Consider the following 18,630-nt stretch of genomic DNA (forward strand, 5'->3'; position numbering starts at 1 on the left):
CTCTCCCGCCCCTCTTAGCGCACCAAAGTGCCGGTGCGGCGGATTTTGCGCTGCAGCTGCATCAGGCCGTACAGCAGCGCCTCCGCGGTCGGCGGGCAGCCGGGCACGTAGACGTCAACCGGCACAACCCGGTCGCAGCCGCGCACCACGGAATAGCTGTAGTGATAATAGCCGCCGCCGTTGGCGCAGGAACCCATCGAGATCACGTAGCGCGGCTCGGGCATCTGGTCATAGACCTTGCGCAGAGCTGGTGCCATCTTGTTGGTGAGCGTGCCCGCAACGATCATCACATCCGACTGGCGCGGCGAGGCGCGCGGGGCGATGCCGAAACGTTCAGCGTCATAGCGCGGCATCGAGGTGTGCATCATCTCAACCGCGCAGCATGCCAGGCCAAAAGTCATCCAGTGCAGTGAGCCGGTGCGGGCCCAGTTAATGATGTCTTCGGCCGAAGTCAGCAGGAAACCTTTATCCTGCAGCTCAGCATTGAGGGCCTGGGTGACAACTTCCTTGTCCACACCGGCAGTGTTGGGTCCGGTCATCACTGCCATTCCAGCGCCCCTTTCTTCCACTCATAGGCGAATCCGATGGTCAGCACGCCGAGGAAAACCATCATCGACCAGAAGCCGGTGTCGCTGATGTCCTTGAAACCGACGGCCCAGGGAAACAGGAAGGCGATTTCCAAGTCAAAAATGATGAAGAGAATCGACACCAGGTAGAACCGGACATCGAATTTCATACGGGCGTCATCGAAGGCGTTGAAACCGCATTCATAGGCGCTGACCTTTTCCGGGTCCGGGTTGCGGACCGCCAGCACAACGGCTGCCAGGATCAGGACGGTCCCCAAACCTGCCGCGACGGCCAGAAAGACCAGGATCGGCAGGTATTCCCTCAACATCTCTTCCAAGAGCAGCTCCTTTCCCCGGCGGTTCCCCGCGCGACGTCAATTGGCGTGTTGATTTGTCCCGTGCATACCCCCCCGCCCCCACAGCGTCAACTAAGGCAAGGTTAATCAACAAGGGTTTGTGACAGTAAAAAGCACAGCCGCAACATGCATGTAATTCCCTAGCAAATTCATAAGAAAAGCGGCCGCACCGCAAAGTGCAGCCGCCGTCGAAAGGCGAGTCAAAAATGCCGGTTTTCAGCCTTGCCAAACGGGTTTGCGTTTTTCGAAGAACGCGCTGATCCCCTCTTGCGCCTCTTCGCCCTCCCAGCGCTCCACAAGCGCCTTGATTGTATGGTCAATCACTGTGCCGTCCAGGCGCGGCCCCAGATCGCGCGCCAGCTTCTTGGCTGCCGCGACCGCGCCGGGCGCACAGGCTAAGTAAGGCGCGACTTCTGCCTCTACCGCATCTGCAAGCTGATCCGCCGGCACTGTTTTCGCCAGCAAGCCCAGTTCCACTGCCTCTGCCGCGTCGAACAGCCGGGCGGACATAAACACCCTTCGCGCCTTGGCCTCGCCCATCCGGGCAATCACATAGGGGCCGATGGTGGCGGGAATCAGCCCCAGCCTGGTCTCCGTCAGTCCCATCTTCAGATGATCGGCGCCGATCGCCACGTCGCACACAGACGCCATACCAACTCCGCCGCCAAAGGCGTTGCCCTGCAACGCCCCGATCAGCGGTTTCGGCAGTGTGTTGAGCGCCATCAGCATCTCGGCCAGAACCCGCGCCTCACGGGCCCGGGTTTCTGCATCCGCATCCATCTGCGCCCGCATCCAGCCCAGATCGCCGCCCGCGCAGAAGCTCTTGCCCGCGCCATTGAGCACCACCACCCGGACGGAGCTGTCACCGGCCAGCTGCCCGGCCGCTTGCGTCAGCTCCTGCAGCATCTGGCCCGACATCGCGTTGTGCTTCTCCGGGCGGTTCAGGGTCAGGGTGCAAACGCCACGGGCATCGGTTTCCAGCGTGATTGTCTCAAACATCCTATTTCTCCGATTAACTCATACTACGCATGGCGCGGGCCATCGCGGCAGCCTGCTCCAGCATCTCCAGGTCCAAGCCCGTCTCATAGCCTAGCCCGGTCAGGCGCTTGTGAACCGCCTCGGTTGCCACATTGCCTGCCGCCCCGGGCGCATAGGGGCAGCCGCCGAGCCCGCCGGCAGCGGCATCAAACACCCGAACGCCCTGCGCCAGCGAGGCCTCGATATTATCCAGCGCCCGGCCTGCGGTGTCATGAAAGTGGCCCGCCAGGCTGGCCGCCGGCACCCGCCCCGTGACTGCCTTCAGCATAGCTGTGACCGCCTCCGGTGTGCCCTGGCCGATAGTGTCGCCCAGCGAGACCTCATAGCAGCCCAAAGAAAACAACCGTTCTGCGACCTCTGCCACCTTCTCTGGTGCAGTCGGCCCGTCGTAGGGGCAATCCGTCACGCAAGACACATAGCCCCGCACCGGCAGCCCGATCTCTTTGGCGGCATCAAGAATGGGCAGGAAGCGGGCGATACTCTCCTCGATGCTGGCGTTGATATTGGCCCTGGAGAAACCTTCCGAAGCCGAGGCGAATACCGCGATCTCATCCGCCTTGGCGGCAACTGCATCCTCGTAGCCGCGCATATTGGGAGTCAGAGCCGCATAACGCACGCCAGGTGCGCGGGAAATGCCCGCCAGCACCTCGGCGCTGCCTGCCATCTGCGGCACCCATTTGGGCGAAACAAAGCTGGCCACCTCGATGCGCTTGAATCCGGCGCGGCTCAGGCAGTCGGTCAGCGCCACCTTTTCAGCAACCGGTATTTCGCGCTTTTCATTCTGCAGCCCGTCGCGCGGGCCAACCTCGAAGATTTCGGCAAATTCGCCCATGGAATGCCCTCCGGCTTCATCTTTCCAAAAATACTCAATCCGCAGCGGGGACGGCAGGCGAGCCGCCCCGGATCCGGGTCAGCCGCCTTCGTCTTCCAGCCGCACCAGCGCTGCGCCGGCCTCAACCTGGTCGCCAGCAGCGGCCAGGACCTCGGCCACCACGCCGTCGCGGGCCGCCAGAAGCGAATGCTCCATTTTCATCGCTTCCAGAATGGCGAGCCGGTCACCTTCTTTCACCGCCTGGCCGGCCTCTGCAAAGACCGCCTTGACCAGACCGGGCATCGGCGCCTCGATCACATTGCTGTCGCCGCCTGCAGCCGCATCACGGTCCAGCGGATCAATGGCTGTGAACTCCAGCCCATAAGCATCATGCACGGTGATCAATGGCCCCGACTGCGAAACAGCCGGCATCCGGCGCTCGTCAATGCGCCACTGGCCCTGGCTGCGCTCCGCCACGACGGTTTCGCCATCAACGGTCCAAAGCTGCCGGTCCGGCCCGTCCACCTGCACGTCAGCGGTGAACTCCTCGCCCGCATGGGAAAGAGTGACAGCCCGGTGCAAAGGCGCCCAGAGGGTGAAACCAGTGTCAGGCGCAGCCTCCACCAGATCCAGCGCCACCATGCCAGCCGCCGCCTTGTGGCGCAGCTCCACCACCGGCGCCGCGGTCAGCGCGTCCAGATCACGGGCAATCAGGCCGGTGTCCACCTCGCCGTTGGCAAAGCCCTCATGCGCAGCCAGCGCGCCAAGGAAGGCCAGGTTAGTGACGGTGCCGCCAACTTGCGTTTCCTCCAGCGCGCGTGCCAGCCGCGACAGCGCCACCTTGCGGGTAGAGCCATGCACGATCACCTTGGCGATCATCGGGTCGTACCAAGGGCTGATGGTATCCCCTGCCCGTACGCCGCTGTCGGCGCGGGCCTCTGCCGGGAAGGACAGATGCGTCAGCGTGCCGGTTGCAGGCAGGAAGCCTTTGGGCACGTCCTCCGCATAAAGCCGTGCCTCAAACGCGTGGCCGGTGATCGAGAGGTCTTCCTGTTTTGCCGGGAGCTTCTCGCCGGAAGCAACGCGCAGCTGCCAATCCACCAGGTCGACACCGGTGATCAGCTCCGTGACCGGGTGCTCGACCTGCAGGCGGGTGTTCATTTCCATGAACCAGAATCCGTCGGGGCGCAGCCCGCCGGAGCCATCGACGATGAATTCCACCGTGCCTGCGCCCTTGTAGCCGATGGCTTCGGCCGCGCGCACGCCGGCCTGCCCCATTGCCTCGCGCATCTCCGCAGTCATGCCCGGCGCCGGGGCCTCCTCGATCACCTTCTGATGGCGCCGCTGCAGGGAGCAGTCGCGCTCGAACAAATGCACCGCGGTTTCGCCGTCGCCAAAGACTTGAACTTCGATATGCCGCGGCTGCTGGATGTATTTCTCGATCAATACATCCGGGTTGCCAAAGGCCGTGGTCGCTTCTCCTTGCGCGCTTTGCAGCGCGTCAGAGAAATCCTCCGGCTGCTCTACCAGGCGCATCCCCTTGCCGCCGCCGCCCGCAACCGCCTTGATCAGCACCGGATAGCCGATTTCCTCTGCTTGCGCAGCCAGGAACGCCGCATCCTGATTGGCACCGTGATAGCCCGGCACCACCGGCACCCCGGCCTCTTCCATCAGCGCTTTGGCCGCATCTTTCAGACCCATCTTGCGGATCGCCCCGGCCGAGGGTCCAATAAAAGTGAGGCCTGCAGCTTCCACCGCTTCCACAAACTCTGGGTTCTCGGACAGGAAGCCATAGCCCGGGTGGATGGCCTGCGCACCGGTGGCCCGCGCGGCCCCGATGATACGCTCGCCCAGCAGATAAGACGCCGCCGGGGCCGCGCCGCCGATATGCACCGCTTCATCCGCCAGCGCCACATGCTTTGAGGCAGCATCGGCATCGGAGTAAACCGCGACGGTCCGCACCCCCATGGCACGGGCGGTTTCTATCACGCGGCAGGCGATCTCGCCGCGGTTGGCAATCAGGATTTTGTCAAACATGGGGTTGGTCCTTTGTCTGAAACACCGGACCGGGGGCGCTGCCCCCGGACCCCCGGGATATTTTGGGCAAGAGGAAGATCACATCCGGAACACGCCAAAGCGGGTGTCCTCGATCGGAGCATTCAGCGCGGCGCTGAGCGACAGCGCCAGCACGTCGCGGCTTTTGCGCGGGTCGATGATGCCGTCATCCCAAAGGCGCGCAGAGGCATAAAGCGGGTGGCTTTGCTCCTCGAACATATCGATGGTGGGCTGCTTGAAGGCCGCCTCCTCTTCAGCATTCCAGCTGCCGCCCTGGCGCTCGATGGCGTCGCGTTTGACGGTGGCCAGCACGCCCGCCGCCTGCTCGCCGCCCATCACCGAGATGCGGGAGTTGGGCCAGGTCCACAAAAACCTAGGCTGATAGGCACGGCCCGACATGCCATAGTTGCCCGCGCCAAAGGAGCCGCCGACCAGCATAGTGATCTTGGGGACATTGGTGGTCGCCACGGCGGTCACCATCTTGGCGCCGTGGCGGGCGATGCCCTCGTTTTCGTACTTCCGCCCTACCATGAAGCCGGTGATATTCTGCAAAAACACCAGCGGGATCTTGCGCTGCGAGCACAGTTCGACGAAATGCGCGCCCTTCTGGGCAGCCTCCGAGAACAGCACGCCATTGTTGGCAATGATGCCGATGGGGCAGCCCTTCAGATGCGCAAAACCGGTCACCAGGGTTTCGCCAAAGCGCGGCTTGAACTCGTCAAAGCGCGAGCCGTCCACCAGCCGCGCGATCACTTCGCGAATATCATAAGGCGTGCGCAGATCGCCCGGCACCACGCCGAGGATCTCCTCCGGGTCATAGGCGGGCTCTTCCGGAGTTGCCCAGTTCACCGTTTGCGGCCTGGTGATGTTCAGCGACTGCACCGCGCGCCGCGCCAACGCCAGCGCATGGGCGTCATCCTCCGCCAGGTAATCCGCCACGCCGGAAAGGCGGGTGTGCACGTCTCCGCCGCCCAGGTCCTCGGCGCTGACCACTTCACCCGTAGCGGCTTTCACCAGCGGCGGGCCGGCCAGGAAGATCGTGCCCTGCTCCTTCACGATGATAGTCACATCCGACATCGCAGGCACATAGGCGCCGCCCGCGGTGCAGGAGCCCATGACCACAGCAATCTGCGGGATGCCTTTGGCCGACATCCGCGCCTGGTTGTAGAAGATGCGCCCGAAGTGGTCGCGGTCCGGAAAGACCTCATCCTGGTTCGGCAGGTTGGCGCCGCCCGAGTCCACCAGATAGATGCAAGGAAGGCGGTTTTCCTCGGCAATTTCCTGCGCCCGCAGGTGTTTCTTCACGGTCATCGGGTAATAGGTTCCGCCCTTCACGGTGGCGTCGTTGCAGACCACCATGACCTCTTGCCCCTGCACCCGGCCGATGCCCGCAATAACACCCGCAGACGGCGCGGCGCCGTCATACATGGCGTGCGCCGCGGTGGCGCCGATTTCCAGGAACGGCGAGCCCGGATCCAAGAGGTTGGCCACCCGTCGGCGCGGCAGCATCTTGCCGCGGGACTCATGCCGGGCGCGGGATTTCTCTCCGCCGCCCATGCGCGCAGCCTCTGCCACCTCGCTGATCTGCGCCAGCGCCGCCAGGTGCGCCTCACGGTTCTGCTTGAAGCCGTCCGAGGAGGGCATCGCCTTGGATGTGAGTTTCATCTTAGCTGGTCACCTTCACTACTACACGTTGCGGTTTTTGAGAACTCTTCACGACACGTGGAAGAAAAACATCTAATTCCATCGAACCATTGAGCAATTGGAGGCGCATTTTTCGGATCAAATCCATTACATGCGCAACCTGCACAACGGCCTTCAAATCGGATCGAAAGTCCGTTTCCTCAAAGCCATGCTCCAGAAGCTTCTTCTCTTCCTGCTTGCGCCCTTTGGGCATGTGAATCCATTGAACTGCAGAAGTCATGGGCTGCATAATACTCTCATCACTTCCCAGGCGCGTAATTTTCCAAGCATCGCCAACGACAGGCTGAAGTGCCCTTCCATGTTTAAATGAGCTCACTACCTGTCTGTTGGCTAGTAAATTTGCTTCGGCCACAAAAAGCTCTCTGTATTCGCTCAATTCTGGAAACTGAGCCCCTAAAGCAATGTTCAAAGCGAACCATTCTTCGAAACCAGTCGGAAGCTTCTTACCTTTGAAAAAAGGCGTTTCCGGAACTTTTGCCAGCGCGAGTTGTTGAAACACAGTTTCTAGCTCGGCGGGATACAAATGAGACAGCGCCTTTGGCGTCGGCCCAGTTGGATGCCCAGAGCAAACTAGAACAACAAATGTCTCACTGTTCAGATACCTAAAATACCTCGCAGCTGCACTTCTTGTGGCCTCGAAACGTTCAACGTGATCTGTAAGATAATCCCGATACTCTGCGTCGTCGTCTTGCTCAAAGAGCTCATCCAAGAACTCTGTCCCCAATGGGGTTTGAAATTGAAGCAGTGCCCGCACAAAGAAGTAAGGATCAAAAAACTGAAGAAATCGCCGCTCTGCTTCGATTTCAAGCTCTGAGTATTGGTTAAAAAGTGTTGTCATCTCAATGAACCTCCCCCGCAGCCCGCGCCTTCAGCGACTTGCGGATCACCTTGCCGGTTACTGTCATCGGCAGCGCCTCCAGAAATTCCACTTCGCGCGGGTAGGAATAATGCGCAAGCCGCTCCTTGACGTAGTCCTGCAGCTCCGTCTCTGAGGCCGCGGCCTCCGGTTTCAGCACCACATATGCCTTGACGATCTCGGTCCTGAGCGGGTCCGGCTTACCAACCACGCCCACGGTTGCCACCGCCGGGTGGGTCAGCAGGCAATCCTCGATCTCCGCCGGGCCGATACGGTAGCCGCCCGAGGTGATGACATCATCTTCGCGGCCCACGAACCTCAGGTAATCGCCCTCCCAGATCCCCCGGTCACCGGTCACCAGCCAGTCGCCGCGGAACTTGGCGGCGGTTTCTTCGGGCCGGTTCCAATACTTCAGCAGCATCGAAGCCGAGCCGCGGCGTACAGCGACATCACCCTCGCCGTCCGCCGGATTGCCCGCCTCATCAATCACCGCCAGCTCATGCCCCGGCACCGCTTTGCCGATACAGCCCGGACGCGGCTCGAAATCCGCGGCGCAGGAGGAGGCCACCATATTGCATTCGGTCTGGCCATAGAACTCGTTGATGGTCACCCCCAGCTCCCGCCGGCCCCAGGCGAGCATCTCGGCGCCCAGGGGCTCGCCGCCAGAGGCAACAGAGCGCAAGGACCGAAGCCCCTGCCCCGCTGCCTTCAGCATCCTGAGCGCGGTTGGCGGGAAGAAGATATTGCGCACCCCGGCCTGATCGATCAGGTCGGCACAGGCTTCGGGCGTGAACTTGTCCAGCCGCGCGGCAACCACCGGCACGCCCAGCGCCAGGCCCGGCATCAGCACGTCGAACAGCCCGCCGATCCAGGCCCAGTCGGCCGGGGTCCACAAGACATCCCCCTCCTGGCCAAGATGGCCGTGGCTGATGGAGACTCCTGGCAAATGGCCGGTCAGCACCCGGTGGCCGTGCAGCGCGCCCTTGGGGCTGCCGGTGGTGCCGGAGGTATAGATCAGCACCGCAGGCGTCTCCGGCCCGGTTTCGGCAAAAGGCACCGGGCCGCCTTCGATCCCGGCACTGTCAGCCATAACGGCTTCGGCAAGATCGCCGAGCAGGTCCGCGCCTTCGGCATCCGTGAAGACAAAGCGCACGCCGGCATCACCGGCGCGGGAGGCCAAGGCATCGCGTTTGAACAGCTTGAACAGGGGCACTGAGATGCCGCCCGCCTTCCACACCGCCAGATGCGCTGCGGCGCACCAGGGCGACTGGCTGAGCAGCACGCCCACACGATCTCCCGGCTGGATCCGCTGCAGAAGATAGCGGGCTAGCCCGTCTGCCATCTCCGCCAGCGCGCCATAGGTGATGTCCCGCCGCTGGGATCCGGTCATGTCGATCAGGGCAAGCGCATCCGCTGGATGCGACAGACATTGCGCCGCCATGTTCAGCCGCTCTGGCAGGTCCCAGCTGCCATCGGCCAACAGCCCCGGAATGTTACGATTTTCATGCATGTTTAGCCATTCCTGAAACGCATATCAGCCATGCGCTTTTCCGCTGCATTTTCAATAGGTAGACGGCTGCGATCTTGATCCAGATCAGGGTTTCCGGACGCCTGCGAGTGCACCACTGCCGGGCAAACATAAGAAAAGGGACGCTCCCCATGAAACGCATGGTTTCCGCTCTGGCACTGACTTCGGCCCTCGCTGCCCTGGCCGCCCCCGCGCTGGCGCAGCAGCAAGGCGACTGGACTGTTGGCGTCGGCATCGCCAATGTGAACCCCAAGTCGGACAACGGCACCCTTGCCGGCGCCGCAGCGACGATCGATGACGGCACCGCGCTGTCGCTGACGCTTGAGTACTTCTTCCGCGACAACTGGGGGGTCGAGCTGCTGGCTGCTTCGCCGTTTTCCCACGACGTCAAACTGAACGGCGCTTTTGCCGCCAAGGCCAAGCAGCTGCCGCCGACCCTCTCGGTCAACTACCACTTCCCGACCCAGGGCAAGATCAAGCCGTTCCTTGGCCTTGGCCTGAACTACACCACTTTCTTCGAAGAAGAGACCGCGCTTGGCACCCTCGAGCTGGACGACAGCTTCGGCATCGCCGTTAACGCCGGCGCCGACTACCAGATCTCCGACCGCGGCGCGCTTCGTTTCAACGTCCGCTGGATGGACATCGACACCGACGCCACCCTGAACGGGGCCGGCATCGGCACTGCCGAGATCGATCCGGTTGTCGTGAACGTCGCTTACGTGCACCGCTTCTGATCCTTCTGTTCAAACACGCTGGCAGGCCGCTTGGTGCCTGCCGGCACATCCAATTCCGTTATTCGCCAAGCCAGGCGGATTCCAGGTAGAGCGCCTGCTCCCCTGTCAGCCGCATCAGGCAGCTCAGCACTGCCGGCCCGCCGCCGCTGCCGCCGCCCCACTGCGCCCTCTCGAACTCGCAGGTGGTATCACGGTAGGCAATCCAGGCCCGCTGCATCTGTTTCAACGCAGGTTCGGTTCTGGGCGCCGACGAACCCCATTCCGCCAAATCCGCGTCCGATGCCTTCGCCTTGGCCCGCAGAACCTTGTAGGCGGCATTCAGACGGGCATCCCAGTAATCGCGTTCCTGATCCAGGCAGTCCATCATCCCGATGGTAGTAGACCCGCCGGAAGTCGCGCCCATGCACTGCTGCGCAGCCAGTCCCAAGCAGCCACGCTTGGCTTCCGGCGCGGCCGCCTGCGCAACACAGGCGTCTGTTGCAGCAGGAGAAAACCGGACCTCCTGTGCCGCCGCTGGTCCTGCCAGCAACACCGCTGCAAGCAGGGCCATACGCATCACATGGTTCCCATCAACTCGCGGCCGATCAGCATGCGGCGGATTTCGCTAGTGCCGGCACCGATTTCCATCAGTTTGGCATCGCGGAAGATGCGCCCCACCGGGTTGTCGGAGAGGTAGCCCGCACCGCCAAAGGCCTGCACCGCCTGGTGCGCCTGGGTCATCGCGACTTCGGATGCGTAGAGACAGCAGGCCGCGGCGTCCTGGCGGGTCACGGTGCCTTTGTCGCAGGATTTGGCGACTTCATAGACATAGGCCCGGGCCGAATTCATCGCCGTGTACATATCGGCGATCTTGGCCTGCATCAGCTGGAAGTTTCCGATCGGCTGTCCGAACTGCTTGCGCTCCGCCATGTAGGGCATCATCTCATCCATGCAGGAGGCCATGATGCCGGTGCCAATGCCTGCCAGCACCACACGTTCATAGTCCAGGCCGGACATCAGCACGCGCACGCCCTTGCCCTCCTCCCCTAGCACGTTCTCAAACGGCACTTCGACGTCTTCAAAGATCAGCTCAGCGGTGTTGGAGCCGCGCATGCCCAGCTTGTCGAAATGCTTGGAGGTGGAGAAACCCGCCATCTCTTTTTCGATCAGGAAAGCGGTGATGCCTTTGGAGCCCGCCTCCGGATCGGTCTTTGCATAGACCACCAGTGTGTCGGCGTCAGGACCATTGGTGATCCAGTACTTGTTGCCGTTCAGCCGGTAGTGATCGTTGCGCTTCTCCGCGCGCAGCGACATTGACACCACATCCGATCCCGCGCCCGCTTCGGACATCGCCAGCGCGCCGACATGCTCGCCGGAGAGCAGCCGCGGCAAGTACTTCTTCTTCTGCTCCGCGTTGCCGTTCAGCTTGATCTGATTGACGCAGAGGTTCGAATGCGCGCCATAGGACAGCGAGACAGAGGCGCTGGCGCGGGCGATTTCCTCAATGGCGACGGTATGGGCCAGGTAGGACATGCCGGCACCGCCGAACTCTTCTGGCACGGTGATGCCCAAGAGGCCCAGCTCCCCCATCTCCTGCCACAGCTCAGCCGGGAATTCATTGTTCTGGTCGATCTCCTGCGCCATCGGCTTTACGCGCTCCTGCGCCCAGCGGTGCACCGCGTCGCGCAGGGCGTTGACGTCTTCGCCCAGATCAAAAGTCATGCTTGCATTGAACATCCCGCAAATCCTCCCGGGAACAGCGATTATATGAACACTTGTTCAATTCAATAGACGAGCCCACGATTCGCGTCAACTGCAGCACGCATGCAGCAGCCGTGACGTGAGGTTCATCCCCGCACGCGGACACAAAGAAGCCCGCCTCCCTCCTGGGAGACGAGCCAAATCTTTTTTCCGAAGAACGGACAAGCAGCCGCGGATTAAGCGCCCTGATACACAGCACTCACTTCGGCCCGGATGATCCGGGCGATCTGGGCGCAATCTTCCAGGCTGAAGGTCAGCGGCACCCGCATGTCGATGATGCCCGCCAGCACCCGGTCGCTTTTCGGCAGGCGCGGCGTGTCGGCATAGCGCCAGCTGTCATAGCGGGAGGTAAAGGCCACAGGCTCCGGCGTGCCGAACCATTTGAGCTCCACCCCGCGGGCGGCGCAGCGGCGAACAGCCTCCTGAACAGCCTCCTCGCTCCAGTCCAGCAGCAGAAACTGGATGGAAGAGCCGACATAAACCTCTTGTTCCGGGCGTTCCACAACGGTGAGACCCGGCGTGCCCCGCAGGCCCTCTTCCACCGTGCGGTAGCGCTCGTTCCACCGCTCCACTTGGGTATCCAGATCACGCAGCTGCGGCCGCAGGATAGCGGCGCGCAGGTTGTCCATGCGGCCTGAGATATTCGGGGTCTCGTATTTCACCCGCTCGAACACCTCCGGGCCAGGCCCAGCCAAGTGGCGGCCATACAGCATGTAAGAGCCGGACATCATGATCGCGCGGGCGGCGATCTCCTCGTCATCGGTGATCAACAGCCCGCCCTCGCCCGAATTCACGTGCTTGTAGGTCTGGCAGGAATAGCAGCCCACCGCGCCGTGCTTGCCCGAGAGCACGCCGTTCCAGGACGCCCCCATGGTATGGGCGCAGTCTTCGATCACGGTGATACCGGCGCCGTCGCAGATCTCCATCAGCCGGTCCATGTCGCACAGATGACCGCGCATGTGGGACAGCATCAGCACCTTGGCCTGATCCGCCTTGGCCGCCAGATCGTCCAGATCGATGGTCAGATCCTCGGTTACCTCAACAAACACCGGTTCTGCCCCAACCGAGGCAATCGACCCCGGCACCGGTGCCAGTGTGAAGGCGTTGGTCAGAACCTTGTCGCCGGGTTTCACCCCGACCGCGCGCAGAGATATGGCCAGCGCATAGCCGCCGGAGGCCACCGCCAGGCAGTATTTCGCCCCCATCTGGTCCGCGAACTCCTGCTCCAGCAGCGCAGTTTCACCTTCTTCGCCATCGGCAACATTGTAGCGGTGCAGCCGCCCGTGGCGGAGCACCGCCAGTGCGGCCTCAATGGCGTCTTCGGGAATGGGTTCCTGCTGGGTGAATGACCCGGTAAATGTCTCGCTCATGCGCCGTTTGTGAGCCGCCGCCCGGCAAGGGTCAAGAGGCAAGCGGCAAGGCTGGAAATCTCGAAGCTTAGTTGCGAAATCACGCAATCAGGCGGTCAGCAACCCCCAGCAAGTCCTCGAACCGGTCGAGCAGCGCCTCAGGCTTCAGCGCTGCCATGTCAGCCCCCGACGGGCCAAAGGTCACCAGTACCGACGGCACACCGGCAGCCGCCGAGGTGTTGCGGTCGGTGTCGCTGTCGCCCACCAGCAGCGTGCGTGCCGGGTCGCCGCCCGCGCGCCGCGCTGCCTCAAACAGCGGTTCCGGATCGGGTTTGCGCACCGGCAGCGTGTCGGCGCCGACCAGCGAAGCAAAGGCATCCCGCACACCAAGGCTTTGCATCAGCTGCTCGGCCAGCGCCTCGGGCTTGTTGGTGCAGATGCCGACACCGAAGCCTGCGGATTTCAAGGCCTCTACTGCCTCCATCGCACCGGGGTACATCACGGTATGGTGGTCGATGGCATCGCGGTAGGCCTCCAGCAGCACCGGATAGAATTCATCAACCACGGCCGGATCAAACTGCCCTTTCCGCTTCAGGCCCGCCGTCAGCATACTGCGGCCGCCGCGCAGGGCCACACCTGCATCCTCGGGATAGGTCAGCACATCGCCCAGCCCCATCTGGCGGAAACAGGCATTGGCCGCTGCCAGCAGGTCACCGGATGTATCGGCCAAAGTTCCGTCCAGATCGAAGATCACTGTTCGCATTTGCGCCCCTTCCCGGCGATTTTCCGCCGCCGCTTGTTGCAGCCCGCAACCTTGTTTGATGGCGCTATCTCTTGCGCCCCGCCCCTCAGCGGATAAAACGGGAGCGCTAAAAAGACAAAGAGAAAAGCGATTATGAGTATTGCCCTTGTCATCCTGGCAGCCGGAAAAGGCACGCGGATGAATTCCGATATTCCCAAGGTATTGCACCCGATTGCCCAGGCTCCGATGCTGGAGCATGCGCTTGCCGCGGGCCGCGCGCTCGACCCCGAACGCACAATTATCGTCGCAGGCCATGGCGCCGAGGCTGTGCAGACAGCTGTTGCCAAAATCGAAGACGGCGCCGAGGTGGTTCTGCAGGAGGAGCAGCTGGGCACCGCCCATGCCGTTGACCAGGCCCGGGCGGCGCTGGAAGGATTTTCCGGCGATGCCGTGGTGCTTTACGGCGACACGCCCTTTGTCAGCGCGGACACGCTGGAGCGCATGGTCGAGGCCCGCCAGCGGGCCGACCTGGTGATCCTGGGCTTTGAGGCCGCTGATCCGGGCCGTTATGGCCGCCTGGTGATGGACGGCGACAGCCTGGAGCGGATCGTCGAATTCAAGGACGCCAGCGAAGCCGAGCGCGCCATCACCTTTTGCAACTCCGGCCTGATGGCCTGTGATGCATCGGTGATGTTCGATCTGATCGCCAAGGTCGGCAACGAGAACGCTTCGGGCGAATACTATCTGACCGACCTGGTGGCACTGGCACGGCGCGAGGGCAAATCCGTCACCGCCGTTTCCTGCGACGAGGCCGAGACGCTGGGCATCAACTCGCGCGCCGAGCTGGCGCAGGCGGATGCGCTGTTTCAGAAACGCGCCCGGGCTGAGCTGTTGGAGCTGGGCGTCACCCTGATGGCGCCGGACACGGTCTATTTGGCCTTTGACACCCATATCGGCCGCGACACGGTGATCGAACCCAATGTGGTTTTCGGCCCCGGCGTCACGGTGGAAAGCGGCGCACTGATCCGGGCGTTCTCGCATCTGGAAGGCTGCCACGTCAGCCAAGGCGCCAAAGTGGGGCCTTACGCCCGCCTGCGCCCAGGGGCGGAACTGGCCGAAAACACCCACATCGGCAACTTCGTCGAGATCAAGAACGCTGAGATCGCCGAAGGCGCCAAGGTCAACCACCTCAGCTATATCGGCGATGCCTCTATCGGCGAGGCCAGCAATATTGGCGCCGGCACAATTACCTGCAACTATGACGGTGTAATGAAGCACCGGACCGAAATCGGCGCCCGCACATTCATCGGGTCGAACACCATGCTGGTTGCCCCGGTCAAGGTGGGCAACGAAGCAATGACCGCCACCGGCGCTGTTGTAACAAAAGATGTTGAAGACGGCGCGCTGGCCATTGCCCGCGCCGAACAAACCAATAAACCGGGCCGCGCGCGCAAGCTGATGGACATGCTGCGTGCCAAGAAAGCCCGTCTTCAAAAGGGAGCCAAGTGATGTGCGGGATTGTAGGTGTACTGGGTAATCACGAAGCCGCTCCGATCTTGGTCGAAGCGCTGAAGCGGCTGGAATACCGCGGCTATGACAGCGCGGGCATCGCCACCGTGAACAACGGCGAACTGCGCCGCCGCCGCGCGGTGGGCAAGCTGGTGAACCTCTCCGACCTTTTGGTGCATGAGCCGCTGGCCGGCAAATCCGGCATCGGCCACACCCGCTGGGCCACCCATGGCGCGCCTTCGGTCAGCAACGCCCACCCCCACCGCGCAGGCGCCGTGGCGGTCGTGCACAACGGCATCATCGAGAACTACAAGGAGCTGCGCGCCGAGCTGCTGGACTGCGGCATGGAGTTCCGTACCGAGACAGACACCGAAACTGTCGCCCTGATGACCGAGCGCTACCTGCAGGAAGGTCTGTCGCCGGCTGAGGCAGCTTTCAAGACTCTCGATCAGCTGGAAGGCGCCTTTGCGCTGGCGTTCCTTTTTGACGGCCATGAGGACCTGATCGTCGCCGCCCGCAAGGGCTCGCCGCTGGCCATCGGCCATGGCGACGGCGAGATGTTCGTCGGCTCGGACGCTATTGCCCTGGCACCGCTCACGGACCGGATCACCTATCTGGAGGAAGGCGACCGCGCTGTCGTCACCCGCGAAGGTGCCGAAATCCGCAACGCCGAAGGCGCTTTGGTCAACCGCGAAACCAAGACCATCCAGATCGACGCCACCCAGGTCGACAAGGGCGGCCACAAGCATTTCATGGCCAAGGAAATCGCTGAGCAGCCGCATGTGATCGCCGAAGCCATCCGCCATTACCTGCCGGTCGAGGAAGATTCGGTGCGACTGCCTGGCGACGGCGTGGATTTCTCGGGCGTTGAACGCCTGACCATGGTCGCCTGCGGCACAGCCTATTATGCCTGTGTCACCGCCAAATACTGGTTCGAGCAGATCGCGCGGCTGCCGGTTGAGGTCGATATCGCCTCCGAGTTCCGCTACCGCGAGCCGCCGATCCCCGGCAAGACGCTGGCCCTGTTCGTCTCCCAATCGGGCGAGACCGCCGACACGCTCGCCGCGCTGCGCTACTGCCATGAAAAGGCGGACAAGATCCTCTCGGTGGTCAACGTCCCCGAAAGCTCGATTGCGCGGGAAAGCGATCTGGCGCTGCCAATCTTCGCCGGGCCGGAAATCGGCGTCGCCTCGACCAAGGCCTTCACCTGCCAGCTGACAGTGCTTTTGTCCCTTGCGCTTAAGGCCGCCTGCGACCGCGGCCACCTGAGCCCGGAAGAGATGGCAGACTACGCCACTGCGATCCGCGGCCTTCCCAATGTTCTGTCCGCTGCGCTGGAGCAGAACGAGCCGATCCGCCAGGCCGCCCAGAAGGTGAGCGAAGCCCGCGACGTCTTATTCCTGGGCCGTGGCCTGATGTTTCCGCTGGCGCTGGAAGGCGCGCTGAAGCTCAAGGAAATCAGCTATATCCACGCCGAAGCCTATGCGAGCGGAGAGCTGAAGCACGGCCCCATCGCGCTGATCGATAAGCACATGCCGGTGGTGGTGATGTCGCCCCGGGACTCGCTGTTCGACAAGTCGGTCTCCAACATGCAGGAGGTGCTGGCGCGCAAGGGCAAGGTGCTGATGATCTCAGATCAAGACGGCATCGACGAGGCCGGCGACGACGTCTGGTGCGCCATCCGCATGCCGCGGGTGAAGGAAGCGCTGACCCCGATCATTTACGCAATTCCGGCGCAGCTTCTGGCCTATCATACCGCGGTGGCCAAAGGCACCGATGTAGACCAGCCCCGAAATTTGGCGAAATCCGTTACAGTGGAGTGATTGATGGCAAAGCAGTTTCCGCAGCTCGAGGAGCCGCACCGGAAGTTCATTGAAGAGCAGCACATGTTCTTCACCGGCTCGGCTGGCCCCGAAGGCCGGGTGAATATCTCGCCCAAGGGGATGGATTCGCTGCGGGTACTGGGCCCCAGCCGGATTGCCTGGATGAACCTCACCGGCAGCGGCAATGAAACCGCGGGCCACTTGCTGCAGGTGAACCGGATCACCCTGATGTGGAGCTCCTTCACCACCCGTCCGATGATCCTGCGCACCTACGGCACCGCCAGGGTACTACATGTGGGCGACACGGGCTGGGATGAGCTGGCTGCCCTGTTCCCGGCGCACCGCAGCGCACGGCAGATCTTTGACGTCTCAGTGGACATGGTGCAGACCTCTTGCGGCTACGCGGTGCCTTTCATGGATTACCAATCCGACCGCGACACCATGCAGAAATGGGTCGACGGCAAGTCGGACGATGACATCCGCGCCTATTGGGAAGAGAAGAACCAGGCCACCATCGACGGCAAACCCACCGGCGTGCCGGTGTAGCGGCCTGCAAGGACAGACATGCTGGATCCCTATCTTGATAAATTGAAGGCCCAGGCCGAACCCGGCCGGGCCGAGGGCATGGCAGCCTATCACAAACAAAGCCGCGAAGTTCTGGGTGTGCCCAATCCGGCCACCAACGACCTGACCAAGTCCTGGCGCCAGTCGCTGGATGTGGAGCAGCGCGTGGCACTGGCCCGCGCTTTGTGGGAGACGGACATCTTCGAGGCCCGCATCGCCGCCGCGAAACTGCTCACCCAGGCCCGCATCAAGGACGACGCACCGGTCTGGGAACTGCTGCAATCCTGGGTACCGGACTTCGACAGCTGGGCGATTGCCGACCACGCCTGCTCGGCCATCTCAAAACGGCTGCTGGCGGCGCCTGAAAGGCTGGACACGGTTGAGGCCTGGACCCATTCGGACCACATGTGGTCCCGCCGTGCGGCACTTGTCGCCACCCTGCCCTGGGCTAAGATGAACAATCAGAAACCGGCGGATCAGGCGTGCCGCGAACGCATCCTGGGCTGGGCGGCGTCTTATGTGCCGGACCGGGACTGGTTCATCCAGAAAGCCGTTGCCTGGTGGCTGCGCGACCTCAGCAAGCATGACGCAGACCGCACCCGCGCGTTTCTGGCCGGGCATGGGGCGGCCATGAAGGGGTTCGCCCGCAAAGAAGCCGCCAAATACCTGAAAGACACCTAAGACAGCCACCGGCCCGCCCGGCGAAGCCGGGCAGCGCCTTCCCCGCTTAAGCAGGCAGGCGCTTCGCCTGTTTCAGAAATCATCAGCCCGCGGGCAGTACCTGCACCTCGGCCAGCTCCGTCAGCGGCAGGCCCAGCGCCCGCATGGCGCTGATCGAAAGGCGGCTGCCGCCCGTCTCTGCCCCGGGAACCGGCTTCAGGGTCACCACGGCCTGGGTGTTGCGGCTGGTGCGGATCAGCGCCTGCTGCTCGGCCGCCACCAGCGGCGTCTCCATCCACATGCCCGGCAGCGACGGGTCGCCCAGCGACGCCACTGTGGTTGCCGAGCCGCGGAAAGACGGCAGCGACGGTGATACCGGCGCCAGCGGCTCCGCCTCAACCGTGTCCACGCCGGGAACTGGTTCCAGCACCGGTTCCTGCGGCGCGCCGCCGCCAGTGCTTGGGCCGCCCAGAATTGCGGAATTAAGCTGGATGCCATTGCAGGCCGCCAGCAGGGAAATCGAAGCAAGGGAAAGGACTGTCATACGCATGGGTGCGACCCTAGCCGTGCCGGATGTGCTTTGCCAGACGTAAAA

At 62.9% G+C, this 18,630-nt stretch carries 18 protein-coding genes; 5 read left to right on the forward strand and 13 right to left on the reverse strand.

Annotated features, from left to right (window positions below; translation table 11 throughout):
- Nucleotides 1-14 precede the first annotated feature (14 nt).
- The 8 genes from RA19_RS13220 to RA19_RS13255 form a co-directional block, all read right to left on the reverse strand.
- Nucleotides 15-548 carry a NuoB/complex I 20 kDa subunit family protein gene (locus tag RA19_RS13220; RefSeq protein WP_275041731.1) on the reverse strand — a complete coding sequence of 178 codons (534 nt, stop codon included), beginning with the start codon at nucleotides 546-548 and terminating at the stop codon, nucleotides 15-17.
- Nucleotides 539-904, reverse strand: a complete 366-nt coding sequence (locus RA19_RS13225; RefSeq protein ID WP_039125930.1) for an NADH-quinone oxidoreductase subunit A — start codon at nucleotides 902-904, stop codon at nucleotides 539-541. The genes RA19_RS13220 and RA19_RS13225 overlap by 10 nt, the downstream gene beginning before the upstream one ends.
- A gap of 234 nt (nucleotides 905-1,138) precedes the next feature.
- Nucleotides 1,139-1,921, reverse strand: coding sequence for a crotonase/enoyl-CoA hydratase family protein (locus RA19_RS13230; RefSeq protein ID WP_039163264.1), 783 nt, complete (start codon nucleotides 1,919-1,921; stop codon nucleotides 1,139-1,141).
- A gap of 13 nt (nucleotides 1,922-1,934) precedes the next feature.
- Nucleotides 1,935-2,792: a hydroxymethylglutaryl-CoA lyase gene (locus tag RA19_RS13235; RefSeq protein WP_039163270.1), complete on the reverse strand. Its 858-nt coding sequence runs from the start codon at nucleotides 2,790-2,792 to the stop codon at nucleotides 1,935-1,937.
- A 78-nt stretch (nucleotides 2,793-2,870) separates the two neighbouring features.
- Entirely contained in the window at nucleotides 2,871-4,808 is a 1,938-nt protein-coding gene (locus tag RA19_RS13240) for an acetyl-CoA carboxylase biotin carboxylase subunit (protein ID WP_039163273.1), read from the reverse strand.
- 78 nt (nucleotides 4,809-4,886) lie between these two features.
- The gene (locus RA19_RS13245; protein ID WP_039163280.1) at nucleotides 4,887-6,491 is read right to left on the reverse strand and encodes a carboxyl transferase domain-containing protein; all 1,605 of its coding nucleotides are present in this window, start codon (nucleotides 6,489-6,491) and stop codon (nucleotides 4,887-4,889) included.
- Nucleotide 6,492: 1 nt separating this feature from the next.
- Entirely contained in the window at nucleotides 6,493-7,368 is an 876-nt protein-coding gene (locus RA19_RS13250) for a hypothetical protein (RefSeq protein ID WP_039163282.1), read from the reverse strand.
- A 1-nt stretch (nucleotide 7,369) separates the two neighbouring features.
- Nucleotides 7,370-8,896: an AMP-binding protein gene (locus tag RA19_RS13255; protein WP_039163284.1), complete on the reverse strand. Its 1,527-nt coding sequence runs from the start codon at nucleotides 8,894-8,896 to the stop codon at nucleotides 7,370-7,372.
- A 149-nt stretch (nucleotides 8,897-9,045) separates the two neighbouring features.
- On the opposite strand from RA19_RS13255, the gene RA19_RS13260 reads away from it, so the two are divergent.
- A complete protein-coding gene (locus tag RA19_RS13260) occupies nucleotides 9,046-9,648 on the forward strand; it encodes an OmpW/AlkL family protein (protein ID WP_039163289.1) in 603 nt (200 codons plus the stop codon).
- A 58-nt stretch (nucleotides 9,649-9,706) separates the two neighbouring features.
- Here the strand turns inward: RA19_RS13260 and RA19_RS13265 are convergent, their stop codons facing one another.
- From RA19_RS13265 to RA19_RS13280, 4 genes are all read right to left on the reverse strand, one after another.
- Complete coding sequence (locus RA19_RS13265) at nucleotides 9,707-10,204, reverse strand: lysozyme inhibitor LprI family protein (protein WP_039163298.1); 498 nt, start codon at nucleotides 10,202-10,204, stop codon at nucleotides 9,707-9,709.
- Complete coding sequence (locus RA19_RS13270) at nucleotides 10,204-11,364, reverse strand: isovaleryl-CoA dehydrogenase (RefSeq protein WP_039163299.1); 1,161 nt, start codon at nucleotides 11,362-11,364, stop codon at nucleotides 10,204-10,206. The genes RA19_RS13265 and RA19_RS13270 overlap by 1 nt, the downstream gene beginning before the upstream one ends.
- A gap of 200 nt (nucleotides 11,365-11,564) precedes the next feature.
- The gene (locus RA19_RS13275; RefSeq protein ID WP_039163301.1) at nucleotides 11,565-12,758 is read right to left on the reverse strand and encodes a DegT/DnrJ/EryC1/StrS family aminotransferase; all 1,194 of its coding nucleotides are present in this window, start codon (nucleotides 12,756-12,758) and stop codon (nucleotides 11,565-11,567) included.
- 79 nt (nucleotides 12,759-12,837) lie between these two features.
- Complete coding sequence (locus RA19_RS13280) at nucleotides 12,838-13,500, reverse strand: HAD-IA family hydrolase (protein ID WP_039163303.1); 663 nt, start codon at nucleotides 13,498-13,500, stop codon at nucleotides 12,838-12,840.
- A 132-nt stretch (nucleotides 13,501-13,632) separates the two neighbouring features.
- On the opposite strand from RA19_RS13280, the gene glmU reads away from it, so the two are divergent.
- From glmU to RA19_RS13300, 4 genes are read left to right on the forward strand one after another with little or no spacing between them, the layout of a single operon-like run.
- Nucleotides 13,633-14,988 carry a bifunctional UDP-N-acetylglucosamine diphosphorylase/glucosamine-1-phosphate N-acetyltransferase GlmU gene (gene glmU, locus RA19_RS13285; protein WP_039163306.1) on the forward strand — a complete coding sequence of 452 codons (1,356 nt, stop codon included), beginning with the start codon at nucleotides 13,633-13,635 and terminating at the stop codon, nucleotides 14,986-14,988.
- The gene (glmS, locus tag RA19_RS13290; protein ID WP_039163315.1) at nucleotides 14,988-16,811 is read left to right on the forward strand and encodes a glutamine--fructose-6-phosphate transaminase (isomerizing); all 1,824 of its coding nucleotides are present in this window, start codon (nucleotides 14,988-14,990) and stop codon (nucleotides 16,809-16,811) included. The genes glmU and glmS overlap by 1 nt, the downstream gene beginning before the upstream one ends.
- 3 nt (nucleotides 16,812-16,814) lie before the next feature.
- On the forward strand, nucleotides 16,815-17,357 hold the full coding sequence (locus RA19_RS13295) for a pyridoxamine 5'-phosphate oxidase family protein (RefSeq protein WP_039163318.1): 543 nt from the start codon (nucleotides 16,815-16,817) through the stop codon (nucleotides 17,355-17,357).
- An 18-nt stretch (nucleotides 17,358-17,375) separates the two neighbouring features.
- Nucleotides 17,376-18,056 carry a DNA alkylation repair protein gene (locus RA19_RS13300; protein ID WP_039163321.1) on the forward strand — a complete coding sequence of 227 codons (681 nt, stop codon included), beginning with the start codon at nucleotides 17,376-17,378 and terminating at the stop codon, nucleotides 18,054-18,056.
- 82 nt (nucleotides 18,057-18,138) lie between these two features.
- On the opposite strand, the gene RA19_RS13305 is transcribed toward RA19_RS13300, so the two are convergent.
- Complete coding sequence (locus RA19_RS13305; protein WP_039163323.1) at nucleotides 18,139-18,585, reverse strand: hypothetical protein; 447 nt, start codon at nucleotides 18,583-18,585, stop codon at nucleotides 18,139-18,141.
- Nucleotides 18,586-18,630 lie beyond the last annotated feature (45 nt).

This window comes from Leisingera sp. ANG-M1 (genome assembly GCF_000813745.1).
Taxonomy (GTDB): Bacteria; Pseudomonadota; Alphaproteobacteria; order Rhodobacterales; family Rhodobacteraceae; genus Leisingera.